This is a genomic window from Embleya scabrispora (genome assembly GCF_002024165.1).
Lineage (GTDB): Bacteria > Actinomycetota > Actinomycetes > Streptomycetales > Streptomycetaceae > Embleya > Embleya scabrispora_A.
Map to the genome: position 1 here is coordinate 186,706 of NZ_MWQN01000002.1, position 17,566 is coordinate 204,271.

General features: G+C 71.8%; 13 protein-coding genes and 1 pseudogene. 8 read left to right on the top strand and 6 right to left on the bottom strand.

What is annotated here, in order from left to right:
• Window positions 1–14: 14 nt before the first annotated feature.
• From B4N89_RS31380 to B4N89_RS31390, 3 genes and pseudogenes are all read right to left on the bottom strand, one after another.
• On the bottom strand, window positions 15–866 hold the full coding sequence (locus B4N89_RS31380; RefSeq protein WP_078979870.1) for a fumarylacetoacetate hydrolase family protein: 852 nt from the start codon (window positions 864–866) through the stop codon (window positions 15–17).
• A complete protein-coding gene (locus tag B4N89_RS31385; protein WP_078979871.1) occupies window positions 863–1,819 on the bottom strand; it encodes a catechol 1,2-dioxygenase in 957 nt (318 codons plus the stop codon). Before B4N89_RS31385 ends, B4N89_RS31380 begins: the two co-directional genes overlap by 4 nt.
• Window positions 1,815–3,282 (bottom strand): annotated as a pseudogene (locus B4N89_RS31390) (aldehyde dehydrogenase); the annotation flags it as partial. The gene B4N89_RS31385 and the pseudogene B4N89_RS31390, both read right to left, overlap by 5 nt.
• Window positions 3,283–3,439: 157 nt before the next feature.
• Here B4N89_RS31390 and B4N89_RS31395 point away from each other — a divergent pair.
• Both B4N89_RS31395 and B4N89_RS31400 read left to right on the top strand, forming a co-directional pair.
• Window positions 3,440–4,957: an aldehyde dehydrogenase gene (locus B4N89_RS31395; protein WP_078979873.1), complete on the top strand. Its 1,518-nt coding sequence runs from the start codon at window positions 3,440–3,442 to the stop codon at window positions 4,955–4,957.
• 115 nt (window positions 4,958–5,072) lie between these two features.
• Entirely contained in the window at window positions 5,073–5,762 is a 690-nt protein-coding gene (locus B4N89_RS31400; RefSeq protein ID WP_078979874.1) for a gamma-glutamyl-gamma-aminobutyrate hydrolase family protein, read from the top strand.
• 31 nt (window positions 5,763–5,793) lie between these two features.
• Here B4N89_RS31400 and B4N89_RS31405 read toward each other — a convergent pair whose 3' ends face one another.
• Window positions 5,794–6,171, bottom strand: coding sequence for a DUF4259 domain-containing protein (locus B4N89_RS31405; RefSeq protein WP_078979875.1), 378 nt, complete (start codon window positions 6,169–6,171; stop codon window positions 5,794–5,796).
• Between the two features lie 89 nt (window positions 6,172–6,260).
• Window positions 6,261–6,833 carry a MarR family winged helix-turn-helix transcriptional regulator gene (locus tag B4N89_RS31410; RefSeq protein WP_078980635.1) on the bottom strand — a complete coding sequence of 191 codons (573 nt, stop codon included), beginning with the start codon at window positions 6,831–6,833 and terminating at the stop codon, window positions 6,261–6,263.
• Window positions 6,834–7,010: 177 nt separating this feature from the next.
• Between B4N89_RS31410 and B4N89_RS31415 the strand changes: the two genes are divergently transcribed.
• Window positions 7,011–8,474: an APC family permease gene (locus tag B4N89_RS31415; RefSeq protein ID WP_078979876.1), complete on the top strand. Its 1,464-nt coding sequence runs from the start codon at window positions 7,011–7,013 to the stop codon at window positions 8,472–8,474.
• Window positions 8,475–8,537: 63 nt separating this feature from the next.
• Here B4N89_RS31415 and B4N89_RS31420 read toward each other — a convergent pair whose 3' ends face one another.
• Window positions 8,538–9,371, bottom strand: a complete 834-nt coding sequence (locus B4N89_RS31420) for an acetoacetate decarboxylase family protein (protein ID WP_078979877.1) — start codon at window positions 9,369–9,371, stop codon at window positions 8,538–8,540.
• 194 nt (window positions 9,372–9,565) lie between these two features.
• On the opposite strand from B4N89_RS31420, the gene B4N89_RS31425 reads away from it, so the two are divergent.
• The 5 genes from B4N89_RS31425 to B4N89_RS31445 all read left to right on the top strand — a co-directional run bounded on the left by B4N89_RS31425 (window position 9,566) and on the right by B4N89_RS31445 (window position 17,478).
• Window positions 9,566–10,924 (top strand): glutamine synthetase family protein, encoded by a 1,359-nt coding sequence (locus B4N89_RS31425; protein WP_078980636.1) that lies wholly within the window; start codon window positions 9,566–9,568, stop codon window positions 10,922–10,924.
• A 48-nt stretch (window positions 10,925–10,972) separates the two neighbouring features.
• A complete protein-coding gene (locus B4N89_RS31430) occupies window positions 10,973–12,220 on the top strand; it encodes a cytochrome P450 (RefSeq protein WP_078980637.1) in 1,248 nt (415 codons plus the stop codon).
• Window positions 12,221–12,613: 393 nt separating this feature from the next.
• Window positions 12,614–12,793: a hypothetical protein gene (locus B4N89_RS31435; RefSeq protein WP_078979878.1), complete on the top strand. Its 180-nt coding sequence runs from the start codon at window positions 12,614–12,616 to the stop codon at window positions 12,791–12,793.
• Between the two features lie 112 nt (window positions 12,794–12,905).
• Window positions 12,906–16,106: a lantibiotic dehydratase gene (locus B4N89_RS31440; RefSeq protein ID WP_101897390.1), complete on the top strand. Its 3,201-nt coding sequence runs from the start codon at window positions 12,906–12,908 to the stop codon at window positions 16,104–16,106.
• Window positions 16,096–17,478 carry a lanthionine synthetase C family protein gene (locus B4N89_RS31445; RefSeq protein ID WP_078979879.1) on the top strand — a complete coding sequence of 461 codons (1,383 nt, stop codon included), beginning with the start codon at window positions 16,096–16,098 and terminating at the stop codon, window positions 17,476–17,478. The genes B4N89_RS31440 and B4N89_RS31445 overlap by 11 nt, the downstream gene beginning before the upstream one ends.
• The last annotated feature ends 88 nt before the right edge of the window (window positions 17,479–17,566 follow it).

Below are 17,566 nucleotides of genomic sequence, written 5' to 3' on the forward strand. Positions count from 1 at the left end.
GGCCGGCGGGTGGCTCACCGTCTGGGGGCGCGGATTCCGCGCAGCTCCCAGTCGCCGCCGAGGGCGGTGGAGCGCACCTCTTCGGACTCGGTGGGCTGTGCGCCGCAGTCGGTACGGACGGGGGTCGGGCCGGTGACGATGTGGTTGGCCAGTCGACCCAGACCCTCCGCCTCGACCTCGACCACATCGCCCGGCTGTACGGGGCGCGAGCCGGCCGGGGTGCCGGACAGGAGCACGTCGCCGGGATCGAGCGTGATCGTGCGGGCGATGTCGGCGACGAGGTAGTGCATGTCCCACTCCATCTCGTCGGTGGAACCCTCCTGCGCCACCACGCCGTTGACGTAGGTGCGCAGCGCCTTGCCGCGGAAGTCCCAGCCCTCGACCAGGCCGGGGCCGAGCGGGCACAGCGTGTCGGAGCCCTTGACCCGCAACATCGAGCCGGCGTCGGTGTCCCGGAAGTCGTGCAGCCCGTAGTCGTTGGCGAGGGTGTACCCGCGGATGTACGCGCCCGCGTCGGCGGGGGCGATGTTGCGGCAGGTGCGGCCGATCACGATCGCGATCTCGCCCTCGTAGTTGAGGTATTTGCACCCGGCCGGGCGAACCACCGCGCCGCCGTGCGCGTTCAGCGACGACGTCGGCTTGTGGAAGTAGGTCGGCGCGGGCGGCAGCGAGGTGCCGAACTCCTCGACCCTGCTGCGGTGGTTCAGGTGCACCGCGACGATCTTGCCCGGTGCGACCGGCGGCAGGTGGTGCGCGTCGGCGGCATCGATCCGTCGGCCGTCGGCGGCGACCAGTTCGGCCCCCTCGCGGACGACCTCGACGACGGCGCCGTCGAGCAGGATGCGGCGGTACTCGGTGGTGGTCATTCGGCTCGTCCTCGGGAGGTGTGGGAGTCGGCGACTCGGGTTTGGGGGGCGGCGAGCCGTGGGGTGTGTGCGTCGGACGCCGTCCAACCGCCCGCCGGTCGGTCGAACCAGACGTGTGCCTGCCCGGTGCCGGTGGCGTTCTCGTAGTCGCCGACCAGCCGCCCCGGCGCGGTGCAGCGCTCTTCGCCGAGCGCGCCGAGCATCATAAGGTAGTGCCCGAAGCGGGCCTCGGGCTTGTAGCGCAGGAAGTCCGGCATGCCGGCGAGTACGCTCGCGTGGTCCCCGCGCTCCATCCAGGCGATGCGCTGCTCGTCGGCGGCGCGCGCCTGCGGGGTGCGCACGTGGACCGGGTCGGATGCCTCGTGGTCGCGCAGTTCGCGCAGGCTCCAGAACGTGTGCGAGAACGCGCCGGACGCGATCAGGAGCACCCTGCGATCGGTGACCGCGATGCCGTCGGCGAGCGCCCGGCCGAGCCGCAGGTTGTCCTCGACGTCGGCGGTCTGGCAACAACCGATGCCCAGCCAGCGTTTGCCGGGCACACCCAGGTGGTGCCACAGATTGACCGTGGCGTAGTGGATCGGCAGGAACGGATCCTCGATCGGGGTGATCCACGTGCCGTGCTTGGCCGCGAACCCGGCGGTGGCGTGGGCCAGTTCCGGGTCACCGGGGAAAGCGTAGGGGATCTGCCGCATGCCGCGCGGCAGTTCCTCCGAGGTGTACAGCCCGGCGCGGTGCGCCTGGGCGGCGATGACGAACTCGACGGTGGTCGCCCAGTGCGAGTCGAAGACCACGACGGTGTCGTAGTCGAGCCGTTCGAACACCTCGGCGCGCAGCCGGGCCAGAGCCGGGACCAGGCTGATCTCCCGTCCCTCGTTCAACTCGCGCCGCACGTCCGGGGGCAGCATGATGGTGGGCGAGTGGGCCAGGATGCCCGCGCCGACGATCTCTCCCATGGTCAGTGCCATCCGTTCGGCGAGGTCACGGTGTTCTTGACATCGCAGTAGAAGTCGAAGCTCCAGGTCCCGCCTTCGCGGCCGACGCCCGACTGCCGCGCACCGCCGAAGGGCGCCCGCAGGTCGCGGACGAAGAAGCAGTTGACCCACACCGTGCCCGCGACGAGCCGTGCGCCGACCCGGCGGGCACGCTCGCGACTGCCCGTCACCAACGTCGCGGCCAGCCCGAACCGGGTGTCGTTGGCGAGGGTGATCGCCTCGTCCTCGGTGGTGAAGGTCTGGAGGGTCAGCACCGGGCCGAAGACCTCCTCCCGGACGATCTCGGCGTCTTGGGCGACATCGGTGAGCAGCGTCGGGCGGTAGTACAGCCCGCCCAGGTCGGTGTGGGGGCCGCCGCCGAGCAGGGCCTTGGCGCCGGCGTCGAGCGCGCGGCGGACGAAGCCGTCGACTCGGGCGAGGTGCTCCGGGTGGATGTTGGGTCCCATGTCGGTGGCCGGATCGCGCGGGTCGCCCTGGACCAGGGTGCGGGCCTTCGCCAGGAACCGCGTGGTGAACTCGTCGACCACGGCGGCGTCGACGAGCAGTCGGGTGGCCGCCAGGCAGACCTGGCCGGCGTTGTCGTACTGCTCGACGGCCAGGTCCACGGCCAGGTCGAGGTCGGCGTCGGCGAACACCAACAGCGGGGATTTGCCACCGAGTTCGAGGCTGACCGGGGTGAGGTTGGCGGCCGCGGCGGCGCCGATGTGCCGGGCGGTGGGGACCGAGCCGGTGAAGCTGATCCGGCGCACGTCCGGGTGTGCGGTCAGCGCGGCGCCGACCTCCTCGCCGTACCCCTGGACCACGTTGAACACACCCGCCGGCAGGCCCGCCTCGGCGGTGATGTCGGCCAGGAGCGACGCGGTCAGCGGGGTCCACTCGGCGGCCTTGAGCACGACGGTGTTGCCGGCCGCGAGCGCCGGGGCGACCTTCCAGGTGGCCAGCATCAGCGGCGCGTTCCACGGCGTGATCAGCACGCACGGCCCGGCCGGGTCCCACGAGACCCGGTTCTCGTGGCCCCTGGTGTCGAAGTCGTCGTGTCCGAGCGAGTCGGTCAGCCAGTCGGCGAAGAAGCGGAAGTTGTGCGCGACCCGCGGCATCACCCCGCGCAGGTGCGAGCGAAGCAGCGCGCCGTTGTCCGTGGTCTCGACGATCGCCAGTTCGGCGAGCCGGGCCTCGACGCCGTCGGCGACGGCGTGCAGCAGCCGGGCCCGCTCGGCGGGCGGTGTGGCGGCCCAGCCGGGGAAGGCGGCACGGGCGGCGGTCACGGCCGCGTCGGCCTCGGCGCGCCCGCCCCGGGCGATCTCGCCGAGCACGGCGCCGTCGATCGGCGAGACGTCGGTGAAGGTGTCCGCGGACCCGACCCGCTCGCCACCGATCCAGTGCCGGGTGTCGACGGTGACGCCCGCGACGGTGACCTCGGTCATGGCTACCCCTCTAAGTCGTTTGATCCCAAACAATTTAGCCGGCGCCGAACACGACGGTCAAGCCCCCTCCCGGGGGGCGTTCCGCTGTATCGTTTGCCCCCAAACAACTACTCCGAGAGCCCTCGCGCGGCCGACCTCCCCGACGAAAGCGGACACCATGACGGAGCGCCCCCACCCGAACGAGCCGACCGACCCGCCGCACCCCACACACCACGACTGGCTGCGGCGCGCCGACCGCCTGCGTCCCGTGACGGTCCATCACATCGACGGCGAGGACCATCCCGGCGGCGGCGACACCTTCACCGTGATCGCCCCGCGCGACGGCACCCCCCTCGCCGAACCCGCCCGCGCCGGGCAGCGCGAGGTCGACCTCGCCGTCGCCGCCGCCCGCCGCGCCTTCGACGCCGGGCCCTGGCCCCGACTCGCCCCGGCCGAACGCGGCCGGGCGCTGATCCGGCTCGCCGACGCCGTCGAGGCCCACCGCGCCGACCTCGCGCTGACCGTCTCGCTGGAGATGGGCAAGCCGATCACCGAGGCGTACGACATCGAACTGCGCGCGGTGGCGGCCACCTTCCGCTGGTACGGCGAGGTCGCCGTCAAGCTGGTCGACGAGGCGCCGCAGACCCCCGCCGATGCCCTGGCCCTGGTCACCCGCGAACCGGTGGGCGTGGTCGCGGCGGTCGTCCCGTGGAACTTCCCGCTCACCATGGCCGCCTGGAAGGTCGCCCCCGCACTGGCGGCCGGCTGCACCGTCGTGCTCAAGCCGGCCGAGCAATCACCGCTGTCCGCCCTGCGCTTGGGCCGCCTCGCGAGCGAAGCCGGCCTGCCGCCGGGGGTGTTCAACGTGATCGCCGGCGAGGGCCCGACCGCCGGCCGCGCACTGGGTCTGCACCCGGACGTCGACGTGCTCGCGTTCACCGGCTCCACCGCCGTCGGCCGGCACTTCCTGCGCTACGCCGCCGACTCCAACCTCAAGCGGGTCTGGCTCGAACTGGGCGGGAAGTCCCCGTACATCGTGCTGCCCGACGCCGACATACCGGCCGCCGCGGCAAGCGCCGCCTGGGGCATCTTCTTCAACCAGGGCGAGATGTGTACCGCGCCGTCCCGACTGCTCGTGCACTCCTCGATCGCCGACGAGGTGGTGGACGCGGTGGTCGACCGGGCCCGCGCGCTGCGCGTCGGCGACCCGCTCGACCCGGCCACCACGATGGGCGCGCTGGTGACCGCCGAGCACCTGGCCCGGGTCGGGGAGCACATCGCCCGCGCCGACGCCGCCGGCGCCCGGCTGCGCACCGGCGGGGCCCGCCTCGATCGTCCGGGCCACTACCTGGAGCCGACCGTGTTCGACCGGGTCACCCCCGACATGGCGCTCGCGCGCGAGGAGGTTTTCGGCCCGGTGCTCGCGGTGCTCACGTTCGACACCGAGGACGAGGCGATCCGACTCGCCAACGCGACCGAGTACGGCCTCGCGGCAGGCGTGTGGACCACCGACCTCTCCGCCGCGCACCGCCTGTCCCGGGCGGTCCGCGCCGGCACGGTCTGGGTCAACTGCTACGAGGAGGGCGGCCTCAACGTCCCGTTCGGCGGCGTCAAACAATCGGGCCACGGCCGGGACAAGTCGCTGCACGCGCTCGACAAGTACACCGATCTCAAGACCACCTGGATCCGCGTGTGACGCCGCCGCCGGCCGGCAACTCGCGCGATCCTCAAGGCTGTTGGCCCCGAGCGGCCGGACCGCCGACCCCGTCCCCGCAACGCGCCACCGCCCCACCGCACCTTCGGAGACCCCCGTGCCCCGCCCCCTGATCGCCCTCCCCTGCCGGTTCGCCGCCACCACGTCCGCCCTGCGCTACGCCGCCGAGGTCACCGCCCGCGCCCTCGCCGAGGCGGTGTACCGGGCGGGTGGCGAGCCGTTCATGATGCACCCGGCCGAACCCGCCGGTGCCGCGGGCCGGTTGGCCCGCGCCGACGCCCTGCTGCTGCCCGGCGGCGGCGACCTGGCGCCGAGCACCTACGGCGCGGACACGACGCACGACGAGGTGTACGACGTCGACGCCGATCAGGACGCCTTCGACCTCGCCGCCGCCCGCCACGCGCTGGCCGTGGGCCTGCCCACCCTCGCCGTCTGTCGCGGCCTCCAGGTGGTCAACGTGGCGCTGGGCGGCACGCTGTCCCAGGACATGCCCGTCCACCACCGCCACGTCGTGCACTCTGTGGCGCTGACCCCCGACTCGACCACCGCCCGCGCCGCCGGCGCCGTGGACCTGGCCGTCTCCTGCTACCACCACCAGGCGGTCGACCGCCCGGCGCCCGGCCTCCGGATCACCGGCACCGCCGCCGACGGCGTCATCGAGGCGGTCGAACTCGTCGACCCGGCAGGCTGGTTCGTCGCGGTCCAGTGGCACCCCGAGGACACCGCCGATACCGACCCGGCACAGCAGGCCCTGTTCGACGCCCTGGTCGAGGCGGCCACGAAGTGACCACCCGCACCACGACACGGCGCGCGGCGTGCTACCGGGCGGCCTCGGTACACGCCCGCACCATGCGGTCGAACGTGGCGACCAGGATCGCCCGTCGCTCCCGCTTCCACTCCTCCGACGGCCCCAGACCGTCGATGGTGCGCTCCCAGACGCCCACGAAGGTCTCCTTCCACCCCTCGACCACCTCGGCGGCGGGCATGTGGTCGGCGACATAGCCCGCGTCGTACAGCGCGCACACCAGTTCCAGGTTGCAGGGGATCGCCACGCCCCAGTACTCGTCCGGCTCCAGCTGCACCGGATCGTCCGCCGCCATCACCTCGGCGACCTCGTCGACGAGCCGATCCACGATCATCGTCAAGTGCTCATGGGCGGGATCGCTGTCGAAGTTGCCACTGCCCCACGTACCCACGTTTCCTCCTCGTCCGGACCCACCCGCTCGACGCGGCGCACCGAGCGAAGCAGACCCGTCCGACATCCCCCCCGACCCCGCGATCCCGCCTAGCCCTTCGGGCGCCGCCCCCCGCGCCTCGGCTTCGGTTCGCCGCCGGCCAGGAGTTCCTGGCGGCGTTCCTCTCCCTTGGCCTCCACCTGCGCCACGATGCGACGCAGGCCGTCGGCCAGGGTGAGGCATTCGTCCGGGGTCAGGTCGTCGGCGACGAAGGCCTCCTCGGCGTTGAAGGCCGGGAAGACCCGGGCCATCAACTCTTCGCCGGCCGGGGTCAGCGAGAGCAGCACGAGCCGGCCGTCGGTGGCGTGCGCGGCCCGGTGGAGCAGCCCGCGCGTCTCCAGCGTGCGGGCCACGCCGGTGAGCGTGCCCTTGGAGATGCCCGCCTCCTCGGCGACGTGCCGGGTCTCGCTCTCGCCCCAGATCCACACCTCCCACAACACCGTGAACGCGGTCCAGGTGAGTTCGGCGTCGCGCAGCACCGAGTTCTCCAGGTGCTGGCGCACCGCGGCGGCCGCCCGGTAGATGTTCGACACCGCGGCCATCTGCTCGCGCCGCAGCGGGATGTCGCCCAGCCGGGCCCGAACGGCCTTCTCCGTCTCGGTGATGGACCGCTTGCCGACCAACGTGCCCCGCCTCATCTCGTCGTGCGCGTATCCGACCCCGGCCGGATACGCCCTGTGCACCGTGAAATCTAGCCCTTGTGAGGACCTGTTTGCATCCGTACGATCGGCGGCACCCACAGATCGTACGGGTCCAAACGAAATGGTTCCCGCCCGTTCCCACCCTCGGAGGCGCCGGACATGGCAGTCGGACAAGCGTCGACGAACGACTCCGCCAACCCCGACCCGGACGTGTCCTCGCGCGGTTCGCTCGGTGTCGCGCACATCGTCTTCTTCGTGGTGGCGGCCTCCGCCCCTCTCACCGTCGCCGCCGGCGGCATCCCGCAGAGCCTCGCGGTCACCGAGACGTCCGGCATACCGGCGGCCTACCTCGTCCTCGCCGCCCTGCTCGCCGTGTTCAGCGTCGGCTACGCGGCGATGAGCCGGCGGATCACCGGCGCGGGCGCGTTCTACGCCTACGTGGCCCAGGGCCTGGGCCGGGTGGCCGGCCTCGGCGCCGCGTTCGTCGCGCTGATCTCGTACAACGCCATGCAGATCGGCATCTACGGCCTGTTCGGGTTCACCACGGCCGACTTCCTGGACGCCAAGTTCGGCCGGCACGTCGACTGGTGGGTGATCGTCCTGGCCGGCATCGCGGTCGTCGGCATCCTGGGCTATCTGCGCATCGACCTCAACGCGCGGGTGCTGGCCGCCCTGCTGATCGCCGAGACGATCACCGTACTGGTCTTCGACATCGGGGCGTTCGGCCACGCTCCCGAGGGCGTGTCGCTGCACCCCTTCTCCTGGGACGCGCTGACCACCGGCTCGATGGGCGCGGCCTTCTGCTTCGTGATGGCCTCCTTCACCGGCTTCGAGTCGGCCGCGATCTACGGCGAGGAGTGCAAGGATCCCCGGCGCACCGTGGCCCGCTCGACCTACATCTCGGTCGGTGTGATCGGCGTGCTGTACGCGATCACCGCCTGGGCGCTGATCAGCGGGGCGGGTACCGACAAGGCGGTCGCGGCGGCGGCCGAGCACGGGCCGAACCTGATCTTCGTGCTCGGCGGCGACCGGATCGGCTCGGGGTTCGCCGACGTGGCCCAGGTGTTCCTGATCACCAGCCTGTTCGCCGCGCTGCTGTCCTTCCACAACGCGGTCGCCCGCTACTTCTTCGCGCTCGGCCGCGAGGGTGTGCTGCCGACCCCGCTGGGCCGCACCCACCCGCGCAACGACTCCCCGCACCTGGGATCGGCCACCCAGACCGTGCTCGCCGCCGCCGTGGTGCTCGTGTTCGCCGTGCTCGACCGCGACCCGATGGCGACGCTGTTCAACTGGTTCACCAACCTGGGCGCGCTGGGCGTGATGTTGCTTCTGGTGCTGACCTCGCTCGCGGTGATCGCCTTCTTCCTGCGGCACGGCGCCGACGGCGAGAACGTGTGGAGCCGGTTGCTCGCGCCCGCCGTCGCCGCGGTGCTGCTCGCGGGAGTGTTCGTCGCCGCCCTGGACAACTTCGGCGTGCTCCTCGGCGTCGACTCGGGCTCCGCGCTGCGCTGGGTGCTGCCCGCGCTGGTGCTCGGCGCGGGGGTGGTCGGCGCGCTGTTCGCGCTGTACCTGCGCGCGGCCCGACCGCACGTCTACGCGGGCATCGGGCGGGGTCGCGGCTGACCGCGGATATCCGAAGGACCCTGCCGGTCGGCAGGGTCCTGTACGCGTGTACTCCCGCCCGGCCTACACCGCGCCCGAGGCGCCCGACACCCCCGACGTGCCGCTCGCCAGCAGCGTGCCGCCGTTCCAGACCACGCCGACCTGGCGGTAGTAGGCGCCGATCGGCTCGACCGGCTCCAGCCGGGCCAGTTCCTCCGTGGGCGCCTCGAACAGGGTCAGCTCCGCGTCGCCGGCCCACGCCTGCCCGCCCTCGGCGGACTCGGCGCCGGTGACCACCAGTTCGTCCAGGGCCAACCCCCCGCCCGGTTCGATCGACGGCAACCACCGGTGGTGCGCCATCGGATGCCCGTTGACGAAGCCGTTGGTCGGCGCGGGCTCGCGCAGCGTCACCACCACCTCGGCCAGGCGCCGATCGGCGGCGGCGAGGGTGGCACCGAACCTCGCGCCCGCCTCGATCCGCGGCGCCGGGCCGAACGGGTGCGGGCGGGTCTGGTGGATCGAGCCCAGCTTCTTCGGATAGCCCTGGTGCAGCCCGCGTGCGATGGCGAAGTCCTTGTCCACCCATATGTACACGCAGCGCGAGTAGATCACCCCCGCGTAGCGGCAGCGCACCACCACGAAGCACTCCCGGTACTGCGCGCGCACCGGGTCCAGCAGTTCGTCCCGCCCGTCCGAGCAGGACTGCCAGTCGGCCCAGATCAGCGCGACCGCGCCGGGATCCTCGTCGGCGAGTTCGAGTTGCGGAGGCAGCAGTTCGGCGACCCGGGCCGGGTCGGTGCGGTATTCGACGGTGAGCAGGTCGCCGGAGTAGTGCCACGGAGGTGCGGGGATCAGCGACGACCGGCCCGTGCCGGTCTTGGGGTGGAAGAAACCGTGTACACCGCGTACGCCGGTCATGGCGCCTCCCTCTGCGAGCCCGAAACCGAGCCGAATCGATCGTTTGGGTCCGTACGATATGCCTCCCGCTCCGCGTTGTCACGTGCGCGAAAGGCGTGCCCAACCCCTTGTGCGACACCCGCGACGTCCATATGGTTTGGGCTCAAACGAATTGGCTCGTGCCGCCGCCGTCCATCCCGTGCGAGGAGAATCCGGTGAATCCATCCGAGTCGGACCGGGTCCACGCCGTCGTCGCCGACCTGCGGGCGCGCGGTATCGATGTGGTCCGGGTCGCCTATCCGGACCTGATCGGCACCGATCGTGGTCGCGACGTGCTGGTGGACCACCTGCCCTCGGTACAGGCCCACGGACTGGCCTTTTGCCGCGCGGTCTTCCACACCACGCCCCGAGGCGAGACCGTCGCGGTCACCGGCGGCATGGACGCGGGACTGCCGGACGTCTGCGTGTACCCGGACCTGGACACGCTGGTCGACATCCCGTGGGAGCCGGGCGTGGCGTGGTGTCTGGGCGAGACCGTGGACCCGGCGACCGGGCGGCCGGCCGCCGAGGCGCCGCGCTCGCTGCTGCGCGAGGTGCTGCGTCGCATGGCGGACGAGACCGGGCTGCGGCCGGTGGTCGGGCCCGAGTTGGAGTACTTCCTGTGCGAGCCGGACCCGGACGGACGGGGCGGGTGGCGGCGGTACGGCGACGCGCCGGGCAACGTCTACGTCGCGGGCCGGCGCGGCGACCCCGACGGCCACCTGCTGCGCACCCTGCGCCACCTCGGGAAGCTGGGCATCGGCGCCACCACCGGCAACCACGAGTTCTGCTCGGGCCAGTTCGAGATCAACCTGCACCACTCGGACGCGCTCGACGCCGCCGATCGGGCCTTCCGCTTCAAGGCATCGGTCAAGGAACTGGCCCGCCTGGAGGGCAGGTTGGCCACGTTCATGGCCAAACCCTTCGCGGACGAGGGCGGTTCCGGGTTCCATCTACACCTGAGCTGCGTGGACCCGGTCGGGGCCAACGCGTTCGACGACCCCGACGGGGCGCACGGCCTGTCCACGGTCGCGCACCACGCCATCGCCGGCGTACTCGCGCACGCCCCCGCGCTGGCCGCGCTGCTGAACCCGACGGTCAACTCGTACAAACGATTCGGCCCGGACACGCTCGCGCCGTGGCTGATCGACTGGGGCCTGGACAACCGCAGCGCGATGGCCCGGATACCGCCCGAGCGCGGCGCGGGCGCGCGCCTGGAGATCCGCCTCGGCGACGCGAGCGCCAACCCGTATCTCGCCGTCGCCGGGCTGCTCGCCGCGGTACATCTGGGCCTGCGCGACAAGGCGATGCCGCCGCCTCCGCTGGAGGGGTACGGCTACGACGCCGCCAAGGCACCGACCCTGCCCGCGACGCTGACCGAGGCGCTCGACGCCTTCGCGGCCGACGACGCGCTCACCGCGCTGCTCGGCGCGGAGTTCACCGACGCCTTCCTCACCTACAAGCGCGACGAGGTCGCCCGCTTCCACCGGCACGTCACCGACTGGGAGTTCACCGAGTACGCCTACCACCTCTGAGGAGCCTCCGTGCGCACCCCCACCACCGCCGCGCCGACGCCCGAGCCGATGCCGCTGGACGAGATCGACCTCGCGGACAACGACCGTTTCCTCGACGGCGAGACGCCGTGGCGCATGTTCCACACGCTGCGCCGCGAGGATCCCGTGCACTGGCAGCCCGAACCGGCGCCGAACAGCGGCTTCTGGGCGCTGACCCGGCACTCCGACATCGTCGCGGTCGACCGCGACCCGCAGACCTTCACCTCCACGCGCTTCACCAACCTGGAGGAGGTCGACGACTCGCAGATCGCCATCCGCCGCTCGCTCCTGGAGAGCGACGGCCTGCGCCACGGCGCCCTGCGCAGACTGCTGCAGAAGCAGTTCACGCCGCGCGCGATCGCCGACTACGGCACGTTCCTGCGCGGACTGACCGCCCGTACCCTCGACAACGCGCTGGCCAAGGGCACGTTCGACTTCGTGCACGAGGTCTCCGCCGACTTCCCGATCAACGTGTTGGCCAGGATGCTGGACGTGCCGGGCGAGGACACCGAGAAGCTGATCGACTGGGGCAACCGGATCATCGGCAACACCGACCCGGACTACACGGACGTACTGCTGGACAGCGCGGACAGCGAGCGGTATCGCGACCTGCCCTTCCGTAGCCCGGCCTCGCTGGAAGTCTTCGCGTACGGTCGCGAGTTGGCCGAACGACGCCGGGGCGGTGAAGGCACGGACCTGGTCAGCCGGCTGGTCAACCAGGCCCCCTCCGACGGTGTGCCGCTGTCGCGGCACGACTTCGACAACTACTTCCTGCTCCTGGTCGTGGCCGGCAACGAGACCACGCGACACGCGATCTCGCACACGATGCTGGCCCTGCTGCGCAACCCGACACAGCTGGAGCTGCTGCGCGACAACCTCGCGCTGATGCCGAACGCCGTCGAGGAGTTCCTGCGCTGGTCCTCGCCCGTCTACCACTTCCGCCGCACCGCGACCCGGGACGCCGAGATCGGCGGCAGGCGCATCCGCGAGGGCGACAAGGTGGTGATGTGGTTCGCCTCGGGCAACCGGGACGAGGCGGTGTTCGAGAACCCGTACGACCTCGACATCACCCGACGCCGCGTCGACCACCTCACCTTCGGCAAGGGCGGCCCGCACATCTGCCTCGGCAACGCCCTGGCCCGCCTGGAGATGCGGATCATGTTCGAGGAACTGCTCCCCCGGATCGCGGACATCCGCCCGGCGGGCGAGATCCGCCGGGTCCGCTCGAACTTCGTCAACGGCATCAAGGAACTCCCGGTGACGGTGACGTTGGCCTGAGCACCGACATTCGTTATGCCCGATCGCCCGAAAGAGGCGTCGCCGGCGAATTGTCGAGAGCCGTCGGCAAGCCGTGACAGCAATTGCCACGCGGAATATTCTCGGTGCAGAAGGTGTCGCTGAAATTGGTTAACAACGATTCACCTGAAATCGCCGTCCACGCCGACCCACCCCCTTGCGACAGGCGCCGAACGGCCCGCACCGCCTCGGCATCCTTGCAGGGTAGGAGCCTGATCGCGCATTTGGCAGGGAGATTTCGAGCCGGCACACATGGCCGGTAATCGTTCTTGTTCGGCCGCCTATCGCCGGCTTAGCGTCCTCCCCGAGATCAAACAGGTCTCAACGAATCGGCAGACTCACCGAAGTCCGCCGACCGATTTCGCGGGAGTTGTCATGACCGACAGGATTCTGCTCGAAGAAACCACCGAGACGCGCGACTTCGTCGATCTGGACCTCGACGTCCGTATCGCGGAAGGCGAGCTGCGGGCCGCCGACTTCGGCAAGGACTGCCCCGTCACGTACTCCCCGAACGCCACGTCCGGCGTGCAGTCGCGGTGTATCCCCTGCTGCTGATCGATCGTTACCGCTGATCGGTCCTTCCGGGGGCGGGCGTGTTCGCCCGCCCCCGGTTGTCGGTTTCCCGGCGCGAGCCGGTCCACACGGGTGATGGGGTCGGTGCGAGACGGTGCGACACTCCGAACACGAGCACGGGCGCGGCGACGGTCCGCACGAGGGATACGACGACGCGCGAGGCGACGAGGACACCTATCGGCCGGCCGGCCCGATCTTCGTGCGGATGGCGAGTGTGCCGTGCGCCGAGCCGGAGCCGGACGCCGTGACATCGAGCGCGGATCCGGCCGACGCCGAGACCCCGGCGGCCCTGCGGCGGGCCACCGCCGACCCGCTGTTCCGCGAAGCCCTCGGCATCGCCGGCGGCAGCCTGTCCGCGGCCCTCGATCGCCTCGACGCGGGCATCGACCCCGGCCCCAAGCGGCTCAGGGGCATGGCCATGTCGGTGTCCCGGTACGCGTTGCGGATGTCCGGCCGACCGACCCCGTTCGGCCTGTTCGCGGGCGTGGCCACCGGCCGGTTCGGACCGAACGCGCGCGTGGTCGTGCGCGGCCACGCTGCCAAGGCCGTGCGCCTGGACGCCGAACGACTGCACGAGCGGGTCCAGGCGTGGCTGGCCCTGCCCGAGGTCCGTAGTCGCGTCGACGTGGTGCTCAACGACCTGAGCCGGGTCCGGGACGGCCGACTGATCCTGCCCGGCCCCACACGCGAGTTGTCGGTGCGGCACAGCGCACTGGTCGAGCACGTCTGCGCGACGGTGACCCACCCCGTCCCGTACGAGAGCGTGCTAGATCGCACCGCCGAGGCGTTCCCCGACGCGCCCCGCGACCGGCTCGACGCGGCCGTCGCGCAGTTGTTGCGGTACGGCTTCCTGATCAGCTCGATCACCCCACACCGACTGGACGACGCCCTGTTCGATCGCATCGCCGGCGCGATCGAGGAACTACCCGAGGCGGCCGCGACGTTTCGGGCGACGCGGATCGCCGTACGCGAGTACGAGAAGGTCCCACCCGGCGAAGGCGGCGACGCCTGGCGGCGGTTGACCGCCCTGCTCGACCCGGACGCCGACACGGACCACCCCCCGGCCCAGGTCGACCTGCGGATGGATGCCGACATCGTCCTGCCGACCGCGGTGGGCGACGAGGCGGCCGCCTACGCGGACGCGATGTGGGCGCTGTCCGACGCGTGGGTCACCCACCTCCACATGCGCGACTACCGCGATCGTTTCCTCGATCGATACGGCACCACCCGGCTCGTGCCGTTGGCCGAACTCGTGGACCCGCACCGCGGTTTGGGTTTCCCGTCCGGCTACGAGGCGGCCCGCGCGGGCGGCGGGCCGGCGCCCGACGACTACCGGGCCGACCGCGACCGGCGGGTGCTGACCGCCGAGTTGGTCCAGGAGGCGCTGCTGGGCGACGATCGCGAACTACGGCTGACCCCCGACCTGATCGAGCGGCTGGCCGCCACCATGCGGCCCGAGGGCGACGTACCCGCGCCGCCGCCGAACTCGCTGGAGCTGAACCTCCAACTCCTGGCCGACGACACGGCCGCGCTCGACGAGGGCCGCTTCCGCCTGATCGGCTCCGCCCAGGCGGGCTCGTGGTTGGCCGGTGCCATGACCGGCCGCTTCGCCGAACTCACGGACATGACAGAGGAGTTGGCAGGTCTGGTGGCGGCTGCGGCGGATCCGGGCACGGTGCCGGCGCAGATCTCGTTCGCGCCCACCGGTCGCCGCGCGCTGAACATGTCCCAGGTACCCGAACTGCTGCCGTACCGGATCCCGGTCGGAATCCACGCCGACCGAAACGATCCCCACTGCCTGGACTGGCGCGAACTGCTGGTGGGCCTCGATCCGATCGGCCTGACGTTGCTCATGCCCGACACCGGCCGTCGCGTGTTGCCGGTGGTGCCACACATGGTGGCTCTGGACCACTGGGCGCCCGAGGTGGTCCGGCTGATGGTGGACATCGCCTTCGGTCGATCCCGGACCTGGACCGGATGGGACTGGGCCGGCCTCGAGGTACTGCCGCAACTGCCGAGGGTGACCCACGGCCGAGTGGTCGCCGCACCCCGACGCTGGATCCCGTCCCGCGCGATGCGCGCCTCGGTCGGCGAGCCACGCGAGTTCGATCGCGCGCTGCGCGAATGGAGCGATCGCTACGAAGTGCCGGATCGGGTGCAGCTGGTCGACGGGGACCGCGCGCACGGCCTCGATCTGGACAGCGCGTGGCACCGCACGCTGCTGCGCCACGAGATGCGCCGGAGTCGGATCGCCCTCCTGGAGGACCTGACCGAGCGGGGCCGAGGGTGCGGCTGGGCGGCGGGACACCGCACCGAACTGGTCGTCCCTCTCGTCCGCCGCCGACCGACCCGGACGACCCGCCCGGACGTCCCGGCAGTTCCCGCGCGGATCCCGGCCCCCCTGCCGGATCGCTACCATCTCCCGGGCGAGGACTGGCTGTTCGTCAAGCTGTACGCGATACCCGGCACACACGACGAACTGCTGCGGACACACCTGCCCACGCTCCTCGACACCGTCGGCGGGCACATCGACCGGTGGTTCTTCATCCGCTACCTGGACCCCCGGCCGCACGTTCGCGTCCGCCTGCACGGCGATCCGGCACGACTGCGCGAGGTCGTCCTGCCCGAACTCGCCAGGCGGGTGCGGGTGATGCGCGAACGAGGCGCGATCCGCTCGATGGCACTCGATGTGTACGAGCCCGAGACGGACCGGTACGCGGGGCCGGACGCACTCGTCGCGGCGGAACGCCTGTTCACCCTCGACAGCAGGTCGGCGCTGGCCCAACTGGGCATGCGGGCGCGCGGCGGGCTCGCGGTGCCGAACGAGGTGCTGATCGCGGTCAACCACGCGTTGCTCCTGGAGAGCCTGGGCGACTGGGACTGGTGCTCCTGGGTCGTGTCCGCCTTCGTCAAGGGTCCCGCCCAAACCGTGTTCCGCCGGCATCGCCCCCTGGTTCGGGAACTGATCCGCCCCGGCCGCACGGCGGCGGCGGTCGAACAGCGGTTGGGCGTATCGGCCCTGGCCGACATGTGGACCCGGCCGGCCGAGGGACGCGCCTACGGGAGGACCGTACTGTCCGACAGCGGTCGGCGACCCGCGAACGCCCGGCACGAGAACGCGCTGCTCGGCCTGCTGCACATGCAACACAACCGACTGCTCGGCATCGACCGGGCGAGCGAGGGTCGCGGCTACGCGATCCTGCGCGGCATCGCGAGCGACCATCTGGGCCGACTCGCACACCCGCCGCGCCAGTGGCCCACGGATGTCGAGGGAGACCGCCGCGATGACGGATGAGCGCAGGACCGACGTGGTCACCCCGACGAGGGGCGCCGGCGAACCTCCCCATGCCGAACGTGCGCGCGCGACCGTGGCCCGCGTACTGGATCGGCTCGCCGATCCGGCCGCCGTGGCCGACGACACCATCGCGATCGCGGCGCGGTCCTGGGCCCCCGAGTGCGCGTCGCCGTGGAGCGAGTTGTCGTTGTCCAGCGGCTGCCCCGGGGTGTCCTTGGCGTTCGGCGGCACCACCCCGCGCGGCCCGGAGCACACCGTCCGCGCGCATGCCTACCTGAAGCGGGCGATGGAGGTGATGGCCCGCGAGGACTTCCCCACCGGCGGCATGTTCGACGGCCCCGGCGCGGTCGCGGTCGCCACGCTGGTCGCACACGAGGCGACCGGCGGGTACGTGTCGGCCCTGGCCCGGCTCGACGACCATCGACGGCGGGTGATCCGGGCCACGCTGCCGCGCCCGCGCACCCATGTGCCACTCGTCTCGAACGCCGAGTTCGAGACGGTTCGCGGACTGAGCGGCATGGGCCGGTACCTGCTGGCGCGCGTCGACGGCGGGAGCGGTACGGACGCCGGTATCGACGAGGTGCGGATGGTGCTGTCGTACCTGGTCGGCCTCACCGAGGGGGAGATCACCCATCGCGGGCGCCGGGTGCCGCGCTGGTGGGCGTCGGGCGCGCCGAAGATCGGACAGGAGGCCGACTTCCCCGCCGGCCACCTCAACCTGGGCCTTTCACACGGCGTGGCGGGACCGCTGGCCCTGCTCGCGTCGGCCTGGCGAGCGGGGGTGCGGGTCCCGGGGCACCAGGCAGCGATGGAAAGCCTGGTGGCGCTGCTCGTCCGCTGCGCCGTCCCGACCGGCGAGGCACTGTGGTGGCCGCCGTCCTACAGCCTGGACCAGTGGGCGGCGGGGTCGCCCGGGCCCGATCCGAGGTTCCCGCGACCGTCGTGGTGTTACGGCGTACCCGGGGTGTCCCGGGCGATCCAGTTGGCCGCGCTGGCCCTCGATCGACCCGACTGGCACGAACTGACCCGGCGTTCGCTGATCGGCCTGTTGGCGACCCCGATCTCGGAGTGGGGTGTCGAGGACTCGGCGCTGTGTCACGGCCGGGCCGGGTTGCTGCACCTGCTCGGCCTGCTCGGCGAACACGTGGACGACGCGCGACTGCCGGTCGTCCGGGACGAGTTGGCCGCGCTGATCCTGGACGGATACGACGACGAGCACCGTTTCGGCTTCCGCGTGGCGATGACCGACGCGGCGGTGGGCGCGGACATACCGTCGTTCCTGGAGGGCGCGGCGGGTGTCGCGCTCGCGTTGGACGCGTATGCGGAAGGGCGGGCGAGGGCGGGCTGGGATCGGGTGTTGATGGTGGCCTGACGCACGGCTCGGGGCAATCGGCGGCAAGGGGTACCGGCCGGCCGGTTCGCGGGGGTCACATCGTGGGCGATTCCGGGTACGTTCCCGG